The organism is Pectobacterium araliae (assembly GCF_037076465.1).
In the GTDB taxonomy this organism is placed as follows: domain Bacteria; phylum Pseudomonadota; class Gammaproteobacteria; order Enterobacterales; family Enterobacteriaceae; genus Pectobacterium; species Pectobacterium araliae.
Map to the genome: position 1 here is coordinate 709702 of NZ_AP028908.1, position 22205 is coordinate 731906.

Annotated in this window: 20 protein-coding genes and 3 tRNA genes; 15 read left to right on the plus strand and 8 right to left on the minus strand. The window is 51.4% G+C overall.

What is annotated here, in order from left to right; translation table 11 throughout:
• Positions 1 to 83 precede the first annotated feature (83 nt).
• The 4 genes from nlpI to cptA all read left to right on the plus strand — a co-directional run bounded on the left by nlpI (position 84) and on the right by cptA (position 5023).
• A complete protein-coding gene (gene nlpI / locus AACH44_RS03195) occupies positions 84 to 968 on the plus strand; it encodes a lipoprotein NlpI (RefSeq protein ID WP_107170100.1) in 885 nt (294 codons plus the stop codon).
• A gap of 110 nt (positions 969 to 1078) precedes the next feature.
• Positions 1079 to 1150: a protein YrbN gene (gene yrbN, locus AACH44_RS21165; RefSeq protein WP_223193433.1), complete on the plus strand. Its 72-nt coding sequence runs from the start codon at positions 1079 to 1081 to the stop codon at positions 1148 to 1150.
• Complete coding sequence (locus AACH44_RS03200) at positions 1143 to 3035, plus strand: DEAD/DEAH family ATP-dependent RNA helicase (RefSeq protein WP_261847125.1); 1893 nt, start codon at positions 1143 to 1145, stop codon at positions 3033 to 3035. The genes yrbN and AACH44_RS03200 overlap by 8 nt, the downstream gene beginning before the upstream one ends.
• A 269-nt stretch (positions 3036 to 3304) precedes the next feature.
• Positions 3305 to 5023: a phosphoethanolamine transferase CptA gene (gene cptA, locus AACH44_RS03205; protein ID WP_261847126.1), complete on the plus strand. Its 1719-nt coding sequence runs from the start codon at positions 3305 to 3307 to the stop codon at positions 5021 to 5023.
• A gap of 71 nt (positions 5024 to 5094) precedes the next feature.
• Here cptA and AACH44_RS03210 read toward each other — a convergent pair whose 3' ends face one another.
• The 3 genes from AACH44_RS03210 to ubiU form a co-directional block, all read right to left on the minus strand.
• Positions 5095 to 6102 (minus strand): luciferase-like monooxygenase, encoded by a 1008-nt coding sequence (locus AACH44_RS03210; RefSeq protein ID WP_261847127.1) that lies wholly within the window; start codon positions 6100 to 6102, stop codon positions 5095 to 5097.
• Between the two features lie 165 nt (positions 6103 to 6267).
• Positions 6268 to 7146, minus strand: a complete 879-nt coding sequence (locus AACH44_RS03215; protein WP_261847128.1) for a U32 family peptidase — start codon at positions 7144 to 7146, stop codon at positions 6268 to 6270.
• 11 nt (positions 7147 to 7157) lie between these two features.
• Positions 7158 to 8153, minus strand: a complete 996-nt coding sequence (ubiU, locus tag AACH44_RS03220; protein WP_109225304.1) for a ubiquinone anaerobic biosynthesis protein UbiU — start codon at positions 8151 to 8153, stop codon at positions 7158 to 7160.
• Positions 8154 to 8506: 353 nt separating this feature from the next.
• Between ubiU and ubiT the strand changes: the two genes are divergently transcribed.
• Positions 8507 to 9031, plus strand: a complete 525-nt coding sequence (ubiT, locus tag AACH44_RS03225) for a ubiquinone anaerobic biosynthesis accessory factor UbiT (RefSeq protein WP_261847129.1) — start codon at positions 8507 to 8509, stop codon at positions 9029 to 9031.
• A complete protein-coding gene (locus AACH44_RS03230; protein ID WP_261847130.1) occupies positions 9025 to 9567 on the plus strand; it encodes a GNAT family N-acetyltransferase in 543 nt (180 codons plus the stop codon). Before ubiT ends, AACH44_RS03230 begins: the two co-directional genes overlap by 7 nt.
• Here AACH44_RS03230 and AACH44_RS03235 read toward each other — a convergent pair.
• Entirely contained in the window at positions 9551 to 9859 is a 309-nt protein-coding gene (locus tag AACH44_RS03235) for a GIY-YIG nuclease family protein (protein ID WP_425606644.1), read from the minus strand. The genes AACH44_RS03230 and AACH44_RS03235 overlap by 17 nt on opposite strands.
• An 880-nt stretch (positions 9860 to 10739) precedes the next feature.
• On the opposite strand from AACH44_RS03235, the gene deoA reads away from it, so the two are divergent.
• The 4 genes from deoA (at position 10740) to AACH44_RS03255 (ending at position 16810) form a co-directional block, all read left to right on the plus strand.
• Positions 10740 to 12068, plus strand: a complete 1329-nt coding sequence (gene deoA, locus AACH44_RS03240; protein ID WP_261847131.1) for a thymidine phosphorylase — start codon at positions 10740 to 10742, stop codon at positions 12066 to 12068.
• Positions 12069 to 12157: 89 nt separating this feature from the next.
• A complete protein-coding gene (gene deoB / locus AACH44_RS03245; RefSeq protein WP_261847132.1) occupies positions 12158 to 13381 on the plus strand; it encodes a phosphopentomutase in 1224 nt (407 codons plus the stop codon).
• 47 nt (positions 13382 to 13428) lie between these two features.
• A complete protein-coding gene (gene deoD, locus AACH44_RS03250; RefSeq protein WP_261847133.1) occupies positions 13429 to 14148 on the plus strand; it encodes a purine-nucleoside phosphorylase in 720 nt (239 codons plus the stop codon).
• Between the two features lie 406 nt (positions 14149 to 14554).
• Positions 14555 to 16810 carry a TonB-dependent receptor gene (locus AACH44_RS03255; RefSeq protein ID WP_261847134.1) on the plus strand — a complete coding sequence of 752 codons (2256 nt, stop codon included), beginning with the start codon at positions 14555 to 14557 and terminating at the stop codon, positions 16808 to 16810.
• Positions 16811 to 16895: 85 nt separating this feature from the next.
• Here the strand turns inward: AACH44_RS03255 and AACH44_RS03260 are convergent, their stop codons facing one another.
• From AACH44_RS03260 to AACH44_RS03270, 3 genes are all read right to left on the minus strand, one after another.
• Positions 16896 to 17375, minus strand: coding sequence for a discoidin domain-containing protein (locus tag AACH44_RS03260; protein ID WP_137740982.1), 480 nt, complete (start codon positions 17373 to 17375; stop codon positions 16896 to 16898).
• 202 nt (positions 17376 to 17577) lie between these two features.
• Positions 17578 to 18021, minus strand: coding sequence for a ribosomal protein S18-alanine N-acetyltransferase (rimI, locus tag AACH44_RS03265; RefSeq protein ID WP_039539811.1), 444 nt, complete (start codon positions 18019 to 18021; stop codon positions 17578 to 17580).
• Entirely contained in the window at positions 17972 to 18403 is a 432-nt protein-coding gene (locus tag AACH44_RS03270) for a DNA polymerase III subunit psi (RefSeq protein WP_261847135.1), read from the minus strand. Before AACH44_RS03270 ends, rimI begins: the two co-directional genes overlap by 50 nt.
• Before the next feature lie 159 nt (positions 18404 to 18562).
• Between AACH44_RS03270 and rsmC the strand changes: the two genes are divergently transcribed.
• Positions 18563 to 19612 (plus strand): 16S rRNA (guanine(1207)-N(2))-methyltransferase RsmC, encoded by a 1050-nt coding sequence (gene rsmC, locus AACH44_RS03275; RefSeq protein ID WP_261847136.1) that lies wholly within the window; start codon positions 18563 to 18565, stop codon positions 19610 to 19612.
• Between the two features lie 36 nt (positions 19613 to 19648).
• On the opposite strand, the gene AACH44_RS03280 is transcribed toward rsmC, so the two are convergent.
• Positions 19649 to 20635: an aldo/keto reductase gene (locus tag AACH44_RS03280; protein ID WP_338659504.1), complete on the minus strand. Its 987-nt coding sequence runs from the start codon at positions 20633 to 20635 to the stop codon at positions 19649 to 19651.
• 113 nt (positions 20636 to 20748) lie between these two features.
• Between AACH44_RS03280 and AACH44_RS03285 the strand changes: the two genes are divergently transcribed.
• The 4 genes from AACH44_RS03285 (at position 20749) to AACH44_RS03300 (ending at position 22153) form a co-directional block, all read left to right on the plus strand.
• A complete protein-coding gene (locus tag AACH44_RS03285; RefSeq protein ID WP_338659505.1) occupies positions 20749 to 21654 on the plus strand; it encodes a LysR family transcriptional regulator in 906 nt (301 codons plus the stop codon).
• Between the two features lie 103 nt (positions 21655 to 21757).
• Positions 21758 to 21844 (plus strand) — tRNA-Leu (locus AACH44_RS03290).
• 80 nt (positions 21845 to 21924) lie between these two features.
• Positions 21925 to 22011: transfer RNA gene (locus tag AACH44_RS03295), tRNA-Leu, on the plus strand.
• A gap of 55 nt (positions 22012 to 22066) precedes the next feature.
• Positions 22067 to 22153, plus strand: a tRNA-Leu gene (locus tag AACH44_RS03300).
• Positions 22154 to 22205 lie beyond the last annotated feature (52 nt).

Sequence of the window (22205 nt, forward strand, 5' to 3'; positions counted from 1 at the left end):
GTATATCGTAAGGGCATGGATGTCCTTGCGTTGAGCAGTCCGGGACAGGATGTTCATCCAATGTTTGTCTTCGGGAGTGGGAAATGAAGCCTTTCTTGCGCTGGTGTTATGTTGCAACAGCACTCATGCTGGCAGGATGCAGCAACACGGATTGGCGTAAAGACGCAGTATTGGCGATTCCGTTACAGCCGACTTTGCAGCAGGAAGTGATTCTGGCACGCATGGAACAAATCCTTGCAAGCCGGGCATTAACCGATGATGAGCGAGCACAGCTATTATATGAGCGCGGAGTGCTGTATGATAGCCTCGGGTTACGGGCATTGGCGCGGAATGATTTTTCACAAGCGCTGACGATCCGCCCTGATATTCCAGAAGTTTTTAACTATTTGGGTATCTATTTAACGCAGGCAGGCAATTTTGATGCTGCCTATGAAGCGTTTGATTCTGTACTAGAGCTTGATCCAACTTACAATTACGCGCGTTTAAACCGTGGCATCGCTTTGTATTATGGCGGTCGCTATCTGTTAGCGCAGGATGATCTGCTGGCGTTTTATCGAGACGATCCGAATGATCCTTTCCGTTCGTTATGGCTGTATCTTGTGGAGCGAGAAATCAATCCAGAGACGGCCAAAATTGCGTTGAAGAAACGCTATGACGACGCCAAGAAAGGGCCTTGGGGATGGAATATTGTCGAATTCTACCTGGGCAGTATTAGTGAAAAAACACTGATGCAGCGTTTACAGGAAGAAGCTACGGATAACACTTCGCTCGCTGAGCATCTCAGTGAAACTGACTTCTATTTAGGTAAGCACTACCTAAGTCTGGGGGACAAGAACACCGCTTTGGCGCTGTTCAAGCTGACGGTTGCTAACAACGTCCATAACTTTGTTGAGCACCGCTATGCATTGTTGGAATTGGCGCTATTAGGCCAAGAGCAAGACGACCTATCAGGATCGGACCAGCAATAGCTGACGAACACGTAATCAGCCTGAAAAACTTCGGTTATCACCTTCACGGGTGAGGGCTTTTTTGTTCGCTTTTTAATCCAATTTGAGCCGGTTCACACTTTTCAATGAAAATGACTGAAAATTTTCACGACGAGTTATGTAGACTGGCCGCCATGTTTAATGAGGCACGTGTACATGACTGATTTATTTACTTCTTTTTCCGATTTGGGGCTGTCTGCTCCTATTATTAATGCCCTGACCGATCTGGGCTATGAAAAACCATCGCCGATTCAGGCTGAATGTATTCCTCACTTGCTGAACGGTCGTGATGTGCTGGGTATGGCACAGACCGGTAGCGGTAAAACTGCGGCTTTTGCTCTGCCATTACTCAATAATTTAAAACCTGAGTTAAAAGCACCGCAGATGCTGGTGCTGGCTCCAACCCGCGAGTTAGCTGTTCAGGTTGCTGAAGCCTGTAATGATTTTGCCAAGCATATGCACGGCGTTAATGTTGTTGCCCTGTACGGCGGCCAGCGTTATGACGTTCAACTGCGCGCTTTGCGTGGGGGAGCACAGATCGTTGTGGGTACTCCTGGTCGTCTGCTGGACCACCTTAAACGCGGTACGCTGGATCTGTCCAACCTGAGTGGTTTGGTGCTGGATGAAGCGGATGAAATGCTGCGTATGGGCTTCATCGAAGATGTTGAAAACATCATGGCTCAGATCCCTGCTGAACATCAGACTGCGCTGTTCTCTGCAACCATGCCGGAAGCGATTCGCCGCATTACGCGTCGTTTCATGAAAGATCCGCAGGAAGTTCGCATTCAATCAAGCGTGACTACGCGTCCAGACATCAGCCAGAGCTACTGGACGGTGCAGGGTATGCGTAAAAATGAAGCGTTGGTGCGTTTCCTGGAAGCGGAAGATTTTGATGCGGCGATTATTTTCGTTCGTACCAAGAATGCGACGCTGGAAGTGGCCGAAGCCTTGGAGCGTAGCGGTTACAACAGCGCCGCGCTGAATGGTGACATGAATCAGGCGTTGCGTGAGCAAACGTTGGAGCGTCTGAAAGATGGCCGTCTTGATATCCTGATCGCAACCGACGTTGCGGCGCGTGGTCTGGACGTTGAGCGTATCAGCCTGGTAGTGAACTACGATATCCCGATGGATTCCGAGTCTTACGTTCACCGTATTGGCCGTACCGGTCGTGCAGGTCGTGCGGGCCGTGCTCTGCTGTTCGTCGAAAACCGTGAACGTCGCCTGCTGCGCAACGTTGAGCGCACAATGAAGCTGACAATTCCAGAAGTGGAATTGCCAAATGCAGAATTGCTGGGTCAACGCCGTCTGGCTAAATTTGCAGCTAAAGTACAGCAACAGCTGGAAAGCAGCGATCTGGACATGTACCGCGCACTGTTGACGAAACTGCAACCGCAGGAAGAGTTGGACATCGAAACACTGGCTGCCGCGTTGCTGAAAATGGCACAGGGCGAACGTCCTCTGATTCTGCCGCCAGATCCGGCATTTCGCCCTCGTCGTGAATTCCGCGATCGTGATGAGTCTCGTGGTGATTCACGTGGCGATCGTCGCCGCGATCCGCGTGATTCCCGTGAACCGCGTGAAGGTGATCGTCCGCAGCGTCGTGAGCGTCGCGATGCGGGTGAGATGGAGCTGTATCGTATCGAAGTGGGTCGTGATGACGGTGTTGAAGTTCGCCATATTGTTGGTGCTATCGCCAACGAAGGGGATATCAGCAGCCGTTACATCGGTAACATTAAGCTGTTCGGGTCACACTCAACGATCGAACTGCCGAAAGGTATGCCGGGCGATCTGTTATCACATTTCACCCGCACGCGTATTCTGAACAAACCAATGAATATGCAATTGCTGGGTGATGCAGTCGCTCAGCCAGAACGTCGTGGCGGCGGCCGGCCTGGTGGCGAACGTCGTGATGGCGCAGCGCCACGTCGTTCTTTCGGCGGTGGTGAACGCCGTGAAGGTAACGCTAACGGCGGTGAGCGTCGCGAACGTTCTTTCAATCGTGATGCCGCTGCACCGCGTGCTCCACGTCGTCGCCCTGCTGACGCGTAACAATATTACAACAGAAAATAAAGTATCTTTGCAGAGATATGTAGTGTGTTGATTTTTTCTGTTATAAAAAACCCGCTTCGGCGGGTTTTTTCAAAATAAAAAACGATTTCTCTTTAAATTTTCTTTAGTTACTCAGATCTATTACAGATTAATCGTTGCTTAATGACAGTCACTGTACCTACAGGAAGTTAGTCATGAAGGTTTTCATGATCTTTCTGAATAATTAATGATTTTATTTTTTATTAAATTATGAATCGGGAATGAAATAAATGGCTGAGTTATTTAAAGAAAAATCCTTTAGCTGGTACTCTCTCGTTTTATTGTTATTATTTTTATGGTTTTTTTCCTGTGCACTGCAATTGTGGATTGTATTAAGTGGGCACAGTGGCACAACAGGGTTACGTGACTCCTTGATTTACAGTTTTTTTTGGTTGATTCCCTTACTTTCATTCCCTCGCTACACACATAAAATTACTGCGATTTTAGGGGGCGTATTGTGGATACCTTCAGCAATTGCGATTTGTTATTACTCAATCTATAAACAGGAGTTTTCACAAAGTGTTTTGTTCGTTATGTTTGAATCAAATACGACAGAAGCAACAGAGTATTTGAGTCAATATTTCAGCTTTAAAATTATTTTCGTCCTATTTGTCTATACCTCGATTGTTTTTTTTCTATGGAGAAAATTACGCCCTGTTTATGTCACGACAACGGTTAAAATAGTAACATCATTACTGATTTTTTCTGTATTGTTTGCTGTTCCTGCATATAAAAAATTAGTGAATCAGAAAATCTCTCTTGAGAATACGGCAGGTTATATCGCGGGTCGAATGGCGACCACCTCTCCTTGGCAATTCCTATCCAGTTATATTGAGTATCGGCAACAATTATCAAGTATGACGGATATGCTACAGCAGAATGCGGCACTTCCCCCTTTGGAGAATCTGAAAGATATTAATGGTGAGATGCCGCGTACCTTGGTTTTGGTTATTGGTGAGTCAACCACAAGTAGTCGTATGAGTCTTTACGGTTACTCTCGCCCAACAACACCTCGTTTAGATGCATTGCATAAATCTGACCCGAACTTAATTATATTCAACGATGTTGTAACATCTCGCCCTTATACTATTGAAATTTTGCAACAATCCTTGACGTTTGCCGATGAGCAGAAACCTGATTTATATCTGAGCAAGCCATCAATGATGAATATGATGAAACAAGCAGGATATAAAACGTTTTGGATTACCAATCAGCAGACAATGACGAAACGTAATACCATGCTTACGGTATTTTCGCAGCAAACAGACAAGCAGTTTTACTTGAATAATCAACGTACACAAAGCGTAAGACAATATGATGAGGTCATATTACCTCCGTTTGAGGAAGTGCTTGCGGATCCTGCTTCGAAGAAATTTATTGTAGTTCATTTGTTGGGAACACATATGAATTACAAATATCGTTATCCAGATGATTTTGACAAATTTAATGGTCGTGATGGCACGCCAGCAGGCTTGACTGAGCAGGAAGTAGAAATTTATAACCATTATGATAACGCTGAATTATATAATGATTATATTGTCGATAGTCTGATAAAAATATTTGAGAAAAGTAAACCTAATGGTTTTCTGGTTTATTTTTCGGATCATGGTGAAGACGTGTATGAAACGCCCCCTCATAATGTATTAGGGCGTAATGAAGCGGCGCCAACACGTGCAATGTACACGATTCCATTTATTGTCTGGATGTCACCTGAGTGGCGTGAAAATCATACGATTAACTATGCTCAATATGTCAATCGGAAATATACCAATGCGCACCTCATCCACACATGGTCTGATCTAGCAGGACTAAGCTATAACTTTTTTGAGCCAACAAAAAGCTTGGTAAACCCAGATTTTATAGAAACAGAACGCTGGATCGGCAACCCTTATGATAAGAAAGGGCTGCGAACGTTTGATAATCTGCCTATGAGCGTAGACGGAAAATAGACACATGATGGATAGAGAGTACCGGGTGTTTTCCCCGATGCTCTCTGTTGTGTATGCAGGTATCACTCGTGTTACAGCGTCTGTCGTACCTCCATCGCGATTTCAAACGATCGCAGCCGTGCCTGATGGTCAAAGATTTGACCATTAATCATCACTTCATCCGCCTGTGTTTCACGCAAAAGACTCTGTAATCCATGACGTACCGTTGCGCTATCGCCAACAATCGATAGCCGCAGTGCCTGCTCCGCACCAAACTGTTCAACGGGAGATCCAACCGTGTTGATGTTTTCTACCGGAGCGGGCAGAGGGCCCGGTGTGCCACGGCGCAGGTTGATAAACTGTTGCTGCATTGAGGTGAAGAGGAAGCGCGCATCCCGATCGCTATCGGCTGCAACCACATTGACGCAAACCATCGCGTAGGGCTTGGCGTGGGTAGCGGAAGGGACAAAGTTCTCACGGTAGAGGCGGAAGGCTTCCAGCAACATATCGGGTGCGAAATGGGCGGCAAAGGCGAAGGGTAAACCCAGTCTCGCCGCTAACTGTGCGCTGTACAGACTTGATCCCAATAGCCAGATCGGAACGTGTAGACCTTGTCCGGGGACGGCCTGAACAGCCAGGCCCGGTTGCGCATCGGCGAAGTAGCGCTGAAGTTCCTGCACATCTCGTGGGAAATCTTCGATATCGGCATTAAGGTGACGGCGCAGTGCCATCATGGTGCGTTGATCGGTGCCGGGTGCGCGACCTAGTCCCAAATCGATACGGCCTGGATAAAGTGATTCCAGCGTCCCGAACTGTTCGGCGATGACGAGCGGTGAGTGGTTAGGCAGCATTACACCGCCGGAACCAAGACGGATACGTTGTGTACCTGAGGCAAGATAGCCGAGCAGTACCGATGTCGCCGCGCTGGCGATACCGGTCATGCTGTGGTGTTCCGCCAGCCAATAACGGTGATAGCCCCATTTTTCTGTATGTTGCGCCAGCTCCAGCGAGCGATGGAAGGCGTCACGTGCCGTCGCGCCTTGCGGAATCGGTGCAAGGTCGAGGACGGAAAACACAGCAGATTGCGAAGGTGTGGACATAATATGGCTCACTTTGTTTGTTCACTGACTCCACTCGTTTGGTGGATGCTAACGCCGTCAGTCAATGATGAAAGTCAGAGCAGTATGAGGGAATGTCGCAGCACCGCGTAGTTGAAAGGTGCGATTGAGGGAAAAGGGCGGCTGGCCGCCCTGATAGGAAGTGAGTTATTGAACGAGTTCAAGACCGGCGACGCGGCGCCAGTAGCCGTTGCAATCTGCCTGATTTTCCAGCCTTAATGGCGCATTGCCTTGTTCGTTGGCGCGGAATTGATCCAGTATCGCCAGCGTGCTGATATCGTTCGGGGATAGCCGGACGATATCGACCAGATCCTGCATTGATGTCAGCTCGTTGCCGAGATTGTAGCAATAGCCACTTTGTGTCTGGATGCCGTTGAGGACAAACACCTGCTGGTTTTCCTGCGACAGCATTTTCCTGCCTTGCGGATAGCTGAGGCAGCAGGTTTCACATTCATCCTTCGGCCGATCTTCTGAACGGGCGGTAAAACAGCGGGCGGAATAGGCTAACGGTAGATGGCCGTAGCTGAGCACTTCCACTTCGAATTGATGGCGAAAGCCAAGCTCTTCGCATTGGTTCAGCAAGCTTTGCAGCCAGTCACGGGAAAGCTCGACTGGCATACACCAGCGCACCATGCCTTGTTTGTGCAGAACCCGCAGTGTGTACGCGTTGTAGCAGTTGAGCGCGTGTCCGGCGACAAACGGCAGGTTACGTTCGGCGGCGATATTAACCGCGCCCAGATCGTTGGCTTCCAGTAAGAACTCGCCGTTCTCCACATAGCGTTTTAGCTCCGTGAGTTCAGACGGCGCTTGTAACAACGCGAGTGTAGAGATCACCACCTGCTTACCGCTGTTGGCGACCTCGCGGGCAACGTTGAACCAGTCTGCTACCTTCATCAAACGGCGTTTGCTGCACACCGTTTCACCGAGATAAACGATATCGGCGCTGCTGTTCGCCGCAGCCTGATAAAACGCCTCAACATCTTCTTTCGGCCAATAGTAGAGGATATTCCCTAATGCGTATTTCATGTGTTCTCCTGCTACTGCCATTTACGGTGATACGCGCCGAGCGTGGTCTGCGTGCCTTCTGCCACTGCGCCTAACGCATCCATCCAAGCCTGAGTGGGAACGAATGTCTCAGGATTAGCACGGCAGCGATCGATAGCCTGTCGCCACACTTGTGTAATCTGGCTGACGTAGGCTGGGCTGCGTTGGCGGCCCTCTATCTTCACGGAGGCAATATTGGCAGCCATCAATTCAGGCAGAAGCTCTAGCGTGTTCAGGCTGGTTGGCTCTTCCAACGCATGGTAGCGCTGCCCATCGACCAAATAGCGGCCCTTACATAATGTGGGGTAACCCGCGTTTTCATCGTCCTGGTAGCGGTCGATGAGGATATTGTTCAGGCGTGACTCCATGCCGTTTTCCGTCTGTTGCCAGCGTACAAATCGCGCGGGCGAGCAGGCACCTACGGTATTCGGTGATTCACCCGTCAGATAAGAAGAGAGATAGCAGCGGCCTTCCGCCATGATGCACAAGCTACCAAAGGCAAATACTTCGAGCGGCACCGGGCTGGTGCGGGCGATTTGCTTCACCTGGTGAATAGACAGCACGCGCGGCAGCACGATGCGTGCGACATCGAAATGGCGATGATAGAAACGGATCGCTTCGGTGTTTGTCGCGGAAGCCTGAACTGACACATGACGCTCGATGTTGGGATAGCGCTCGGCGGCATATTCCAACATGGCGAGATCGGCGAGGATCAACACATCGGCACCGATCTGCGCGGCCATATCCACGGCGCGCTGCCAGCGTTGATAGCCATCTGGGTGAGCAAACGTATTGATGGCGATGTGCAGTTTACGCCGATGGCGATGCACGTACTCGCGCGCTTCCTGTAGTTTCTTATCGGTAAAGTTCAGGCCGGCAAAATGACGTGCGTTGGTGTCATCTTTCAGTCCGATATAGACCGCATCTGCGCCATTATCGATGGCAGCTTTCAGTGCGGGCAGGTTACCAGCGGGGCAAAGCAATTCCATACACAATCCTTCATTAATCCTTTCTGCCGTAGCGGGTCAGAACGATCAATGATGTTCTGACTGATGATCGCTTTATGACGGGCATTCTGCCTACCTCCCTTGCGGGACGCCGTAAGCGATTTTTTATCAGTCGATGAATGTTGTTAACGATTGGGAATCTTAATTAACCAGTCAGGTAAGGACTTTGATTTAAGGCAGTTTATGGTGCTAATCGTCGCGCAAGGACAAAATCTGTTGGGCATAATCAGATAACCGACTAAATTATTGACATAGACCTCTGCCGCTTGCGGTGGATGTGGCAAAATGTTTGCAGATTATCTGAACAGTCAGATTGCTTTAAGAGGAGTACGCCAGTGTTGGAAAAACTACGAGCGCAGATTGTGCGTCAGGGGCCGAGCTTATTAGGTAAGCCACTCAAGTTCACCCCCTTTGCGCTACAGCGTCAGGTTTTGGAACAGATGTTGGGCTGGCAGTTCCGTCAGGCGCTGGAAGAGGGCGATCTGGCATTTCTCGAAAGCCGCTGGCTGAAAATTGAGGTGCGTGACGTTGGCTTGCAGTGGTTTATGACGCTGCGCGAGGGTCGTCTGGTGGTAAGCCACACTGAGACGCCGGATGTTAGTTTTAGTGCGGACGCGAACGATCTGATTTTGATCGCCGCGCGTAAAGAAGATCCTGATACGCTTTTTTTCCAGCGCCGTCTGCGCATTGAGGGTGACACCGAATTAGGGTTGTATGTGAAGAACCTGATGGACGCCATTGAACTGGAGTCTATGCCTGCGCCGCTGCGCATTGGTCTGCTGCAATTGGCGAACTTTGTTGAAGCTGGCTTACAGGAGGGCGTGGTGCAACCAGCGAATCACACGCCAGTATCATGCTAGTTCGGGTGGAAATTCCCGTTGATGCCGCAGGGATCGGCAACTTATTGCGCCGCGCTTTTCCAACGGGTGCGGAAGCGGATCTGGTTCACCAACTGCGTGAGGATGGTTTATTGACGCTCGGCGTTGTGGCGACCGACGATGAAGGTGGCGTGGTGGGCTACGCGGCATTCAGCCCGGTGCTGATCGACGGTGAGGATCGGCAGTGGGTGGCGCTTGCGCCGTTGGCAGTAGACGAAAGCCTGCGCCGACAAGGCGTGGGGGAGAAGCTGGTCTACGAAGGACTGGATGCGTTGAATGAATTTAGCTATACCGCCGTCGTTGTGCTGGGTGAGCCTGCTTACTATTCCCGTTTTGGTTTCGTTCCGGCTACAGAGCACCAACTGCATTGTCGCTGGCCGGACAGTGAATTGACTTTTCAGGTCTACCCATTGGCGGACAATCAGGTTGCTGGCGAAGATTCGTCTGAAGGCGAAAGCGGATTTGAACCGGCGATCGGTCTGGTTGAGTATGCTGAGCCGTTTAACCGCTTTCTCTAGCCGATAGCGTATCAATACAAATCGTTTGAGGCTGGTCCTGTACCAGCCTTTCTTTTTGGCTTTTGCTTAACTGCTTAATGCGGTATTCCAGCTTGAGTGCATTGGAGCGATCCCCCGCCAGACAGTGAAACACCAGCGTTAATTCTCCTTTTCCCCGCAGCGCTTTCGCCCCTTTTCCCGTTTGATGTTGATTCAGGCGGCGGCTGACATCCGTCGTGATACCCGTGTACAGCGCCCCGTTAACCGTGCGCAACATGTACAGATACCAGTGAGGATCGTTGGAATATTCCATCATCGTGCTGGATTCGGGGACGATATTAATCACGATAGTCGCCCTGCATGTAAGAGTGCAATAGTCATATGTTTATCATAATGAGCGATGCAGAGAAAAGTAAGCACAGGGGCACGTATTGATAGTGGAATCTCCCAGGTAGAATGCGATAACACACTATGATTAACTCAGAGGGGCCGATAGGATTGATTACTTTATGTGATTAAAATCACATATAATAACTGTCTATTGCATTTCTCTTACATCAAGTGTGAATGAATGCACAAAATAATCAGGCACAGCGTGTTCAAATATCTGATGTGTTCACGTGTCTACATCGTTTCTTCCAGTATTGTTCTTTCGGTGTTGAAGTCATCACAGGATGAATGGTAGAGGAAGGCTGATTGCGGTGAGAAGGATCTCAGTGCCGTTACAGGTAGTATCTCCTGAGCGCCATCTTCAAGGAACCAAGTCCGCTCGCCAAACGTGCTGGTTTACGCCAGTTAATGTTCAGGGCCAGCTAGACTGGCTGACGAGTTGGGGAGTTATATGATCAAGCTGACCATAGCTGCGCAATGTGCGCTGGCGCTAATGGGGTTAACCACGTTTTATTGCCTCTGGCGAAAAAGATCCTACGTGAGTAAGACACCCCGCCATCTATCTGCAACTGGCGGGCGATATCATGGGCGCTGAAGTCGGCCCGTCTGCTGGCAACGCTTGAGCACGCAACTTCTGCTCAACAGCGCTGCGACTCATCACGCGCACGCGGCGCACTATTTTATTCGTGAAAATATTTCATTCATGACAGCATTTTGTTTATGACTGCATAGGTTCACCACAGCAAATGCGCTTGCAGCGACAGGCTGCTGAGCCATATCAGAATTCATCAGGAGTACAGACCTTGTTTCTGATTCAGGAAATAATTCGTAAGAAGCGTGACGGAAAAGCGCTAAGCGAAGAAGAGATCCGCTTCTTTATTAACGGTATTCGTGACAATACCGTCTCTGAAGGCCAGATTGCGGCGCTGGCAATGACCATTTATTTTCACGACATGTCGATGGATGAGCGCGTGGCGCTGACGTTGGCGATGCGTGATTCCGGCACGGTGTTGGACTGGAAAAGCCTGAATCTGAACGGCCCGCTGGTGGACAAACACTCTACCGGTGGTGTGGGGGATGTCACCTCGCTGATGCTGGGGCCGATGGTCGCTGCTTGCGGGGGCTATGTCCCGATGATCTCCGGGCGTGGACTAGGGCATACCGGCGGCACGTTGGATAAGTTAGAGGCGATACCGGGACTGGATATTTTCCCGAACGATGAAGATTTTCGCCGCATTATCCAGCAGGTGGGTGTCGCGATCATTGGGCAGACTTCATCGCTGGCTCCGGCGGATAAACGCTTTTACGCCACGCGTGATATTACCGCAACGGTTGATTCGATCCCGCTGATCACCGCGTCGATTCTGGCGAAGAAATTGGCGGAAGGGCTGGACGCGTTAGTGATGGACGTCAAAGTCGGTTCTGGGGCATTTATGCCGACTTATGAACTGTCCGAACAGCTGGCGCAGGCGATTGTCGGCGTGGCGAATAATGCGGGATGCCGCACCAGCGCCTTGCTGACTGACATGAATCAGGTGCTGGCCTCCAGCGCCGGGAATGCGCTGGAAGTGCGAGAAGCCGTGCGTTTCCTGACGGGAGAGCGCCGCAATCCACGCCTGTATGATGTTACTATGGCGCTATGTGGCGAGATGCTGCTAGCGGGCGGGCTGGCAAGCTCGGCGGACGATGCGCATTCACGTTTGCAGGCCGTGTTGGATAACGGCAAAGCCGCCGACGTCTTTGGCCGCATGGTTGCCGCACAGCGTGGTCCGAGCGATTTTGTCGAACACTACGATCGTTACTTGCCAGTGGCAACGTTAAGTAAACCAGTGTTCGCAGCGCGTGAAGGCATTGTGACCGCGATGGATACCCGGGCGTTGGGAATGGCCGTCGTGTCGCTGGGCGGCGGACGCCGTCAGGCTACCGATACGATCGATTACAGTGTCGGTCTGGATAGCATGATTAGCTTGGGTGAGCGCGTTGATACGCATCGCCCGCTGGCGGTGATCCACGCCAATACGGAAGCGCAGTGGCAGCAGGCGGCGAATGACGTTCGCGCTGCGATCCAACTGGGTGATACGGCACCAGAAAAGACCCCGATGGTCTATCGTCGGGTGAGCGCAGAAGCGTGATCGCACAGGGCCGGTTACTGGTTGTCTTGAATTGATTTTCCCCTGCCTGTCGGCAGGGCGTTAGCGCATCGCTGCGCAGGAGAAAAAGAATGAAACGTGCATATATTATGGTGCTTGACTCGTTTGGCATCGGCAGCAGTGCTGATGCAGAACGTTTTGGCGATGTGGGTTCGGATACGCTGGGCCATATCGCTCAGGCGTGTGCCGCAGGGGCTGCGGATAAAGGGCGCAGCGGCGTGCTGCATTTGCCGAACCTGAGCCGTCTGGGGCTGGGTAAAGCCGCGGAGGCCTCAACGGGAACGTTCCCGGCAGGGCTAGATGAAAATGCAGATATCATTGGTGCTTACGCGCACGCCAGCGAAATTTCCTCGGGTAAAGATACGCCGTCTGGCCACTGGGAAATTGCCGGTGTGCCTGTCTTGTTCGACTGGGGCTATTTTAAAGATGAAGAAAACAGTTTTCCTCAGGAGTTGCTGGATAAACTGGTGAAGCGCGCCAATCTGCCGGGCTATCTGGGCAACTGTCACTCTTCTGGTACGGTGATTCTGGATCAGTTGGCTGAAGAACACATGAAAACCGGCAAGCCTATTTTCTACACCTCTGCGGATTCGGTGTTCCAGATTGCCTGCCATGAAGAAACGTTCGGCCTGGATAAACTGTACGAGCTGTGTGAGATTGCCCGCGAAGAGCTGACCGAAGGAAATTACAACATCGGGCGCGTGATCGCGCGTCCGTTTATCGGCGATAAACCCGGCAACTTTGAGCGTACTGGCAACCGTCACGATCTGGCCGTTGAGCCGCCAGCACCGACCATCCTGAAAAAAATGGTGGATGAAAAGGGCGGCGAAGTGGTTTCCGTCGGCAAGATTGCGGATATCTATGCGCAGGTCGGTATCACTAAGAAAGTGAAGGCTACCGGCATCGATGCGTTGTTCGACGCCACGCTGAAAGAGATGGATAGCGCGGGTGACAACACCATCGTATTTACCAACTTTGTTGATTTCGACTCTGCCTACGGCCACCGCCGCGATATTCCGGGCTACGCTGCCGCGCTGGAGCTATTTGACCGCCGCCTGCCAGAAATGCTGTCCCGCGTGACGGGTGACGACATCCTGATTCTGACGGCTGACCACGGCTGTGATCCTAGCTGGCACGGCACCGATCACACCCGCGAAAACGTACCGGTGTTGATCTATGGGCCTAACGTGAAGCCGGGGTCATACGGCCACCGTGAAACCTTCGCCGATATTGGGCAGACGGTCGCGGCCTACTTTGGCCTGTCGCCTATGGACTACGGCAAATCGATACTGTAAAACACACCGTTTTTTACGTGAAACTTGATTAATTAAGGAATAAACGCATGGCTACGCCACATATTAATGCAGAAATGGGTGATTTCGCGGACGTTGTACTGATGCCGGGCGATCCGCTGCGTGCTAAGTACATTGCAGAAACCTTTCTGGATGATGCCCGCGAAGTGAACAACGTGCGTGGCATGTTAGGGTTCACGGGGACTTACAAAGGCCGCAAAATTTCGGTCATGGGGCACGGTATGGGTATCCCATCCTGCTCAATCTATGCGAAAGAACTGATCACCGAATTCGGCGTGAAGAAGATCATCCGTGTGGGTTCCTGCGGGGCGGTACGTGAAGATGTCAAACTGCGCGATGTGGTGATCGGCATGGGCGCCTGTACGGATTCTAAAGTGAACCGACTGCGTTTCAAAGATCACGACTATGCGGCGATTGCCGATTTCGACATGGTACGCAATGCCGTTGATGCCGCCAAAGCACGCGATGTTTCCGTGCGTGTCGGTAACCTCTTCTCCGCCGATCTGTTCTACACGCCAGATCCACAGATGTTCGACGTAATGGAAAAATACGGCATTCTGGGTGTGGAAATGGAAGCGGCCGGTATCTACGGCGTTGCGGCAGAATTCGGTGCGAAAGCGCTGGCAATCTGTACCGTTTCTGACCACATTCGTACCGGTGCACAAACTACGTCAGAAGAGCGTCAAAACACGTTCAATGAGATGATCGAAATCGCGCTGGAGTCCGTTCTGCTGGGCGATAACGAGTAACATCACACGAGCCCGGACATCCGCTCCGGGCTGTATTTTCTCTATTTCCTCTGCGCATTTTCCTGTAATACACCTGGGGCAAACACCATACTGATAATAGATCCGTTCCACGGGGGCTTTATTACTTCTCAACTGATAGAACGGTAATCCGTGCCGTGCTATTAAAGCTGATCCTGTTTATGGCACCCCACGTGTTCACATCCACTTCAACTATCCAGTTTGAAGAATTCCACACTTATGGCTGTTTTCACCGCCTTGGGCACTGTTGTTCAGCCATTAGCGGCGTTTCTCACCTCTGAATCCCTTCATTAGTTATCAAGCTATGTTTATGACTTGTTTTGTACACAAGTCAGGTCATAATTAACAATCCAAATAATAATCATTATCGTTTTACTTTGGTGAGAAGATGAAAAAAGCAATATCAACAAGGCATATGGCAGAGATGCCCGTGAAGCTAGCCGTGTTAGTCGGTACTCTGTGCGGCGGCATGGCCATGCCGCTGTTGGCGGAAGAGTTGCCAACAGCGTCTCAGAGCACTGAAACAGACAAAGAAACCCGGAGCGATACCATTACCGTTGTTGCGAAACCGGGCAATACCTTCCGTGCAGGTGGTGACGATCTAGTGCCCGCTTATCTGGATGGGCAAATTGCAAACGGCGGACGTGTTGGGTTTTTGGGTCAACAGAATGCGCGTGATGTGCCGTTTAATGTGATCAGCTACACCGATAAGATGATCCTTTCCCAGCAGGCAGAAACGCTGGCTGATGTCGTTAAGAATGATGCGTCGATTCAGACTTTGAAAGGATTCGGTAATTTCATGGAGACGTACCGAATTCGTGGTTTTACGCTGGATGGCGATGATATTACCTTTGGTGGATTGTATGGCGTGATGCCACGCCAAATGGTCTCGACCAACATGGTTGAACGCGTAGAGGTTTTCAAAGGGGCAAATGGTTTTGTTAACGGCGTCTCGGGTGGTGGAACCGGTAGCGGTGTCGGTGGGTCCATTAACGTTGAACCAAAACATGCCACCGATGACCCGCTCACGCGTCTGACCGTTGATTATGAATCAAAGAACAAAATTGGCGGCGGGCTGGATGTTGGGCGTCGTTTTGGCGACAACAATGAGTTTGGCGTGCGTGTCAACGTGTTGCATCGGGAAGGTGAAAACGCGATCCATGATCAAAAAGACCGCATGTCGATGGCCTCTGTCGGCCTTGATTATCGTGGTGATCGCTTCCGCACCTCATTGGATGCAGGCTACCAGCACCAGACCGTACACGGTGGGCGAATTGGGGTTGGCATTGGCAGCGCCACTGTGGTTCCCGACGTTCCAAGTGCTACGTTGAATTATAGCCCCAGTTGGGTATCTTCCGATTTGAAAACCACATTTGGTATGTGGCGTAGTGAATACGATATCGCGGATAACTGGACGCTGTATTCCGGTATCGGTAGCAGTCGAGCGGATGAATCAGGGAATTATGGGTCACCTAAACTTACTGATGATAATGGTAATGCCAAGATATCACGTATGGGGACGCCGTTTGTTCGCGACACGTTTTCTGGTTTGTTAGGTGTACGTGGACAGTTTGATACGGGATTTGTCACACATAAAGTTAATCTGGGGTATTCGGGCGTATACGCAAAGAGCCGTTCGGCCTGGGATAAGGGGTCAGTAATCGGTGACACCAATATCTATCATCCAGGCTATATCGGTTATCCATCGACATTGCCCGGCGCTGGCGATATGAATGATCCAAAGGTACGTAATCGAGTCAGAAGCAGCGGGCTTGCGCTGTCTGACACGTTGTCCGCGTTGGAGGACAAAATCGCGCTGACCGTGGGCCTACGTCGTCAGGAAATCATGGTACGCAATTATAGCTATGAAGGGGTTGAAGAACGAGACGGCGCTTTTAATCGTACTAAAGTGACGCCAGCCTATGGTCTTGTCGTGAAGCCGTGGGAGAATGTTTCTCTGTATGCCAACCATATTGAAGCGCTGTCTCCAGGCAAGTCGGCACCAAATAACTTTGATAGTGTACCAGTGGTGAATGGAGGCAATGTCACTGGGATCTATGTTGCCAAACAAAACGAAGTCGGGGTGAAATTTGATTATGAACGAGTTGGCGGATCGTTAGCACTGTTTGAAATTCAGCGCCCCTACGAGATGGTCGATCGTTCGACAATGACCTACGGTCTTTACGGCGAGCGCCGCCACCGTGGGATGGAACTGAATGTATTCGGTGAGCCTGTATTTGGCCTGCGGCTGAATGGTAGCGCAACCTGGATCGCCGCCCAGCAAACTAAAACGCAGGACGGCAAAAATGACGGCAAAGACGTTATCGGCGTACCACGTTATCAACTGACGTTTGGTACCGAATATGATATCACACAGGTGGAAGGATTAACGTTAGCGGGCACGGTGATTCGTTCTGGTTCGCAATATGCTAATGCAGAGAATACTCTGAAGCTGAAACCGTGGACGCGTCTGGATCTGGGAGTGCGTTATAGCATGCCGATGAATGACCACACGATGGTATGGCGTGCTAACGTAGAGAACGTGACGAACGAGAAATACTGGTCGTCGGTAAATGATACGGGGGCTTATTTGTATCAGGGGGACCCACGTTCATTGAAGCTGTCGATGTCGATTGATTTCTAACGTAATGATTTGATTTCAGTATACGATTGATGTCGCCCCCACTTCGTCATGGGGGCGACATTTTTTATAGTGGTGTCTTTCGCCGTTACTTAATCGCCTGAGCAGGAACCTGCGCGGCGCTGTTAAAGCTAATCTCGTTGATGGCACTCCACTTGTTCACATCGGTGCCAAATGTATCCAGTTTGAAGAATTTGGCTTTCACGGCAGGGAAGGTGAATTTCTCACCGTCCTTGGCGTTGCTGGAGGTGACCAGATTGTCAGCCAATTTTTTCCAGGTTTTACCGTCGGTGGAGTAGGACACGGAGAACTTCAGTTTGCGTTCGTCTGCTTTGAAAGGAACCAGGACAAAGTTCTCAACGGATTGTTCTTTATCCAGTTCTAACTGAACCCAGCTCTCACCATTTGCCGCCCAGCGCGTTTTTACGTCTCCATCGGCAATGTTGGCAGGCTTGTGGCCCTTGTCTGAATCATAAGCGGAGGCTGTCACCGCCGTTACTTGTACCGCGTAAGCGGAAAGAGAGAATAAGCCGCACAGGAGCGTCGTAGCCAGAGTGTATTTTTTCATATTATTCCTCGGAGATAACGGATAAACCATGGCATGCCTGCAAACCAGAAACATGAAATGGAACCTTATTGTGATAAAAGAGAAACTAGGTTTTATTTATTGCGATCACGTTGCGAGGATTTTTCTGTCGGAAAAAAATGTAGAGCGGGATGGGGCTCACATTGTGGCACCCGACTTGTTGTGGGTGCCACAGGAAAAAGCGTTAACCGAGCGGCAGCGCCATAAGAATGGCGTCTTCCCGGCCTTGTGCCGTAGGGTAATAATCCCGGCGTACGGAGACTTCGTTAAATCCCAGACTTTCATAAAGCGCGATGGCTCGCGCGTTTGACTCGCGCACTTCCAGCCACAGCGTCAGAATTCCGCGCCGTTCCATTTCGTCGATCAGATGTTCCAATAGCTGACGACCCAACCCCTGACGCTGGTGGTCGGGGTGCACCGCGATATTGAACAACGTCGCTTCATCCAGCACGACCTGTGTGATGGCGTAAGCGGCAAGCTGCCCGCCATGCTCCAGTTTGATGTTGAAATAACGCTCACCTTGATTGCTGACAAACGTCTTTTCCGACCAGGGAAAGGCGTGGCTGACTTGTTCAATTTTAAAGGCTTGTGCCAGATCGGCTGGCGTCAGAGAAGATATCGTGTTCATGTTCACAGATCTGTTGCCACAGCGCCCGTTTGGCGTCGGCATTTTGATAAAGTTCGGAAAGCAGAGGGCTGGAAAGCTGGATGCCCTGTAGCGCAATGGGTTCCGCGATGCCCAACCGCCAACTGTGGCAGTATGCGTTGGCGGGCAGCATCTCGATTTGCTGCGGCGTCAGGCGATAGGCTTGCGCGGGAGTGAGCGCCAGACTGTGCAAAACGTCTGCCAGCAGCGGTTCATCATCCGCTAGTGGCTCGGCGGAGACAATCACCAGACGCACCTGTTCGGGCAGACTGACGGCGATTTCGCCTTGCAGCACCGTCGGGCGACGCAGCGTCCACTGCGTAATCCCCAGTTGCTGTAGCAGCCTGTCACGTCTTGATTCCATGCGTTGTCCTGTCTGGTGGGCGAGAAAATAAGTCGTGCCTATGCTAACAAACCCCGTCAGGCTGCGCCAATGTCGGCGCGGTTATTTCCTCTTCGCTCTGCAACTTCGGGGACGAAGCGTATATAATCCCCCGTTCAATGATTAAGGAGCCGTAGCCTGATGTCCGCATTAACCCCCGCCAGTGAAGTCATACTGCGCCATAGTGACGAATTTCTTTCACGCCGAGTTCTGTTTGCCGGTGATTTGCAGGATACCCTGCCCGCGCAATTTGAGGCGGCGTCGGTACGTGTCCATTGCAACCAATATCACCACTGGCAACAGATGGCAAAGCCACTTGGGGATAACGCTCAATATGGTCTGGTCGCGGATGCTGGGCTGGTGGCGGATAGCGATACGCTGATTTATTACTGGCCGAAGAGCAAACAGGAAGCGGAATTCCAACTGCGTAATCTGTTGTCCTTGTTGCCCGTCGGCGCGGAAATCTTCGTGGTTGGGGAAAACCGCAGCGGCGTGCGCAGTGCTGAAACCGTGCTGTCTGATTTCGTTGAGCTGGCAAAAATCGACAGCGCACGTCGCTGCGGGCTTTACCACGGTCGGATTGATAAGCAGGCCAGCTTCACGCTGGATGAGTGGTGGGACGAGTATGTGACGGACGGCGTGACCGTTAAAACGCTTCCGGGCGTCTTCAGTCGTGATGATCTTGACCCAGGTAGCCGACTGCTGTTGTCTACGTTTGAGCCGTACATGAAAGGTAAGGTGCTGGATATTGCCTGCGGGGCTGGCGTGCTGGCATCGGTGTTGGCGAAGCAATCGCCGAAAATCCGCCTGACGCTGAGCGATGTCAGTGCAGCCGCTGTCGAATCCAGCAAGGCCACACTGGCGGCGAATGCATTAGAAGGCAGCGTGATTGCGAGTAATGTTTACTCAGACATCGATGGCCGCTTCGATATGATTGTCTCTAATCCGCCGTTCCATGATGGCTTACAGACCAGTCTGCAAGCCGCGGAAATGCTGATTCGTGGTGCGGTAACCCATCTACCGATTGGCGGACAGCTACGCATCGTCGCTAACGCTTTCCTGCCTTATCCGGCGCTGTTAGACGCCGCCTTTGGCAGCCATGAAGTGCTGGCGCAGACCGGACGCTTCAAGGTGTATCAGGCCACCGTGGGTCGTCCGCCGCGCGCAGGAAGCAAAGGCCGTCGTCGGTAACTCTTATTACTGATACTGCCTTTACTGATATTTCTTCTATTGATTCAGTACTGCCATACTTTCCTTGCCGTAGCGTTCTCCTGCTGCGGCATCGGGTGGGAAAATAGCATCAATGGCGGCCAGTTCCTCTTTCGTCAGTGTGACATCCAGCGCCGCGACGTTTTCTTCCAGATAGCGGCGGCGCTTAGTGCCCGGAATCGGCACGATATGTTCGCCCTGCGCCAGTACCCACGCCAGCTGTGATGGCGTGACTTGTTTTTCCTGTGCTAGTTGGTTGATTTTCTCTACCAGTTGCAGATTTTTGCCGAAATTTTCTTCAGAGAAACGTGGATTGGTGCGACGGAAATCGTCAGCGGCCAGATCGTCCAGGCTGCGAATCGCGCCAGTCAGAAAACCGCGTCCAAGTGGGCTATAAGGCACAAACCCGATACCCAGACGTTCGCAGATGGGCAGGATCTCGGTTTCCATATCGCGCGTCCACAGTGAGTATTCGCTCTGTAACGCTGTAATAGGGTGCACGCGGTGCGCACGTTCCAGCGTGGCGGCGGAGGCTTCACTCAGGCCGATGTAGCGAATTTTTCCTTCTTGCACCAGTTCGGCCAGCGTGCCGACCGTCTCTTCAATCGGAACCGTCGGGTCGATACGGTGCTGATAGTAAAGATCGATAACGTCCGTACCGAGGCGCGTCAGACTGCCTTCTACCGAGCGGCGGATATAATCCGGTTTACCACAGATGCCACGGGCATGGGGATTCGCCGGGTCGCGTATGATACCGAATTTGGTCGCCAGAAAGACCTGCTCACGCTTGCCTTTTATCGCTTTGCCGAGCAGTTGTTCATTGGTGTGGGGACCATACATGTCGGCGGTATCCAACAGGGTAACGCCCAGCTCCAGTGCGCGATGCAGAGTGGCAATGGATTCTTTTTCATCCTGCGCGGTGGAGTAGAAATCACTCATTCCCATGCAGCCTAACCCAATAGCCGAAACCTGTGGGCCGTTTGCGCCTAATTTGCGTTGTTGCATTGTCATCTTCCTCATCTTGTTGGCAGTGAGAGTAGTCTGGTTGTTTATCCAGAAAAGATAAATACCGTTTTTTATGCAACACTATTCAAAAATAACCAACAATGGTGGCGGCGATGGATCACATTCAGGCGATGCGGGTTTTTGTGCGGATTGTCGAACTGGGCAGCTTCAGCCGTGCAGCGGAACGGCTGGCGCTGCCGCGTGCGACGGTGAGCAACACCATCAAACAGCTTGAAGCACGACTGGGGGTGCGCTTACTGCAACGCACGACCCGTCAGGTGCAGATCACCGATGAAGGACGCGTTTATTATGAACGTTGTCTGCAATTGTTGATGGAAATTGAAGAAATCGACACGCTGTTCACGCAGCAAAAGCAGCAGCCGGTAGGTAAAGTGCGGGTGGATATGCCGCATTCGCTGGCGCGGGAAATCGTCGTTCCGGCGCTGGGAGAGTTCTATGCGCGTTACCCGCAGGTGACGCTGATGCTGAGCGCCAATGATACGGCGATTAACGTGCTGCGTGAAGGCGTCGACTGTGTGCTGCGTGCCTGGCAGACGGATGACGAGACGCTGGCGACCCGCCATTTGCCGTCCATGCCGCAGATTACCTGTGCGTCGGCCGACTATCTGGCGCGCTACGGCGTGCCGCGTTCGCTTGATGAGCTAGCGGGGCATCACATGGTCGGCTATTTTTCTCTGCGCACCGAATACCGTTATCCGTTGGAGTTTATGTCTGGCGGTGAATGCATTACGCGTATGTTGCCCAGTTTGTTGCAGGTTAACGGCACCGCTGCCTATATTGCCGGTGCGCGTGCCGGATTGGGGATTATTCAGGCACCGCGTCGCGGTTTGCGACCATTTCTGGAAAGCGGGGAACTGGTCGAGATCCTGTCGGAAATACCGCCGCCTGCAATGCCGCTTTACGTGATGTATGCGCCCGGCCGCTTTCTGGCACCGAGGATTCGCGTGTTTATAGAATGGCTTGATGAACTCTTTACGCACCACGCTGCGGCGAGATGATGATTTTTACAGCAAACCCCGTATTCCAGAGGAAATAATCATTGACGTGAACGCGAAAACCTCTAGAATTCGCCTCCGTAGTGATATTGCGTAAAGCCGTGTTGCGAAGGTGGCGGAATTGGTAGACGCGCTAGCTTCAGGTGTTAGTGTTCTTACGGACGTGAGGGTTCAAGTCCCTCTCTTCGCACCAACATCACTACAACGGTTCTGGTTTGTCGAACCGAAGCAGTAAATCAGTGTTGAATGACAGCGTTATTACATGACAAAGTTGCGAAGGTGGCGGAATTGGTAGACGCGCTAGCTTCAGGTGTTAGTGTTCTTACGGACGTGAGGGTTCAAGTCCCTCTCTTCGCACCATGTCGTGATATTGCATAAGACAGATTTATTGTATAAGACAAACAGTGTTCTCAGTGCGAAGGTGGCGGAATTGGTAGACGCGCTAGCTTCAGGTGTTAGTGTCCTTACGGACGTGAGGGTTCAAGTCCCTCTCTTCGCACCACCGAACGCCTCAGTATCTTCCTGATGTTCTTCCCTGTTTATCTTCTATTTAT

Excerpts from the sequence above, each read along its gene's own strand:
- AACH44_RS03285 (WP_338659505.1), top strand. The coding sequence starts at position 20,749 with ATGGATCACATTCAGGCGATGCGGGTTTTTGTGCGGATTGTCGAACTG.
- rsmC (WP_261847136.1), top strand. The coding sequence starts at position 18,563 with ATGTCCGCATTAACCCCCGCCAGTGAAGTCATACTGCGCCATAGTGAC.
- cptA (WP_261847126.1), top strand. The coding sequence starts at position 3,305 with ATGGCTGAGTTATTTAAAGAAAAATCCTTTAGCTGGTACTCTCTCGTT.
- AACH44_RS03255 (WP_261847134.1), top strand. The coding sequence starts at position 14,555 with ATGAAAAAAGCAATATCAACAAGGCATATGGCAGAGATGCCCGTGAAG.
- deoD (WP_261847133.1), top strand. The coding sequence starts at position 13,429 with ATGGCTACGCCACATATTAATGCAGAAATGGGTGATTTCGCGGACGTT.
- AACH44_RS03230 (WP_261847130.1), top strand. The coding sequence starts at position 9,025 with ATGCTAGTTCGGGTGGAAATTCCCGTTGATGCCGCAGGGATCGGCAAC.
- ubiU (WP_109225304.1), bottom strand. The coding sequence starts at position 8,153 with ATGGAATTGCTTTGCCCCGCTGGTAACCTGCCCGCACTGAAAGCTGCC.
- AACH44_RS03280 (WP_338659504.1), bottom strand. The coding sequence starts at position 20,635 with ATGCAACAACGCAAATTAGGCGCAAACGGCCCACAGGTTTCGGCTATT.
- AACH44_RS03215 (WP_261847128.1), bottom strand. The coding sequence starts at position 7,146 with ATGAAATACGCATTAGGGAATATCCTCTACTATTGGCCGAAAGAAGAT.
- AACH44_RS03260 (WP_137740982.1), bottom strand. The coding sequence starts at position 17,375 with ATGAAAAAATACACTCTGGCTACGACGCTCCTGTGCGGCTTATTCTCT.
- AACH44_RS03210 (WP_261847127.1), bottom strand. The coding sequence starts at position 6,102 with ATGTCCACACCTTCGCAATCTGCTGTGTTTTCCGTCCTCGACCTTGCA.
- rimI (WP_039539811.1), bottom strand. The coding sequence starts at position 18,021 with ATGAACACGATATCTTCTCTGACGCCAGCCGATCTGGCACAAGCCTTT.
- AACH44_RS03200 (WP_261847125.1), top strand. The coding sequence starts at position 1,143 with ATGACTGATTTATTTACTTCTTTTTCCGATTTGGGGCTGTCTGCTCCT.
- nlpI (WP_107170100.1), top strand. The coding sequence starts at position 84 with ATGAAGCCTTTCTTGCGCTGGTGTTATGTTGCAACAGCACTCATGCTG.
- AACH44_RS03270 (WP_261847135.1), bottom strand. The coding sequence starts at position 18,403 with ATGGAATCAAGACGTGACAGGCTGCTACAGCAACTGGGGATTACGCAG.
- deoB (WP_261847132.1), top strand. The coding sequence starts at position 12,158 with ATGAAACGTGCATATATTATGGTGCTTGACTCGTTTGGCATCGGCAGC.
- AACH44_RS03235 (WP_425606644.1), bottom strand. The coding sequence starts at position 9,859 with ATGGAATATTCCAACGATCCTCACTGGTATCTGTACATGTTGCGCACG.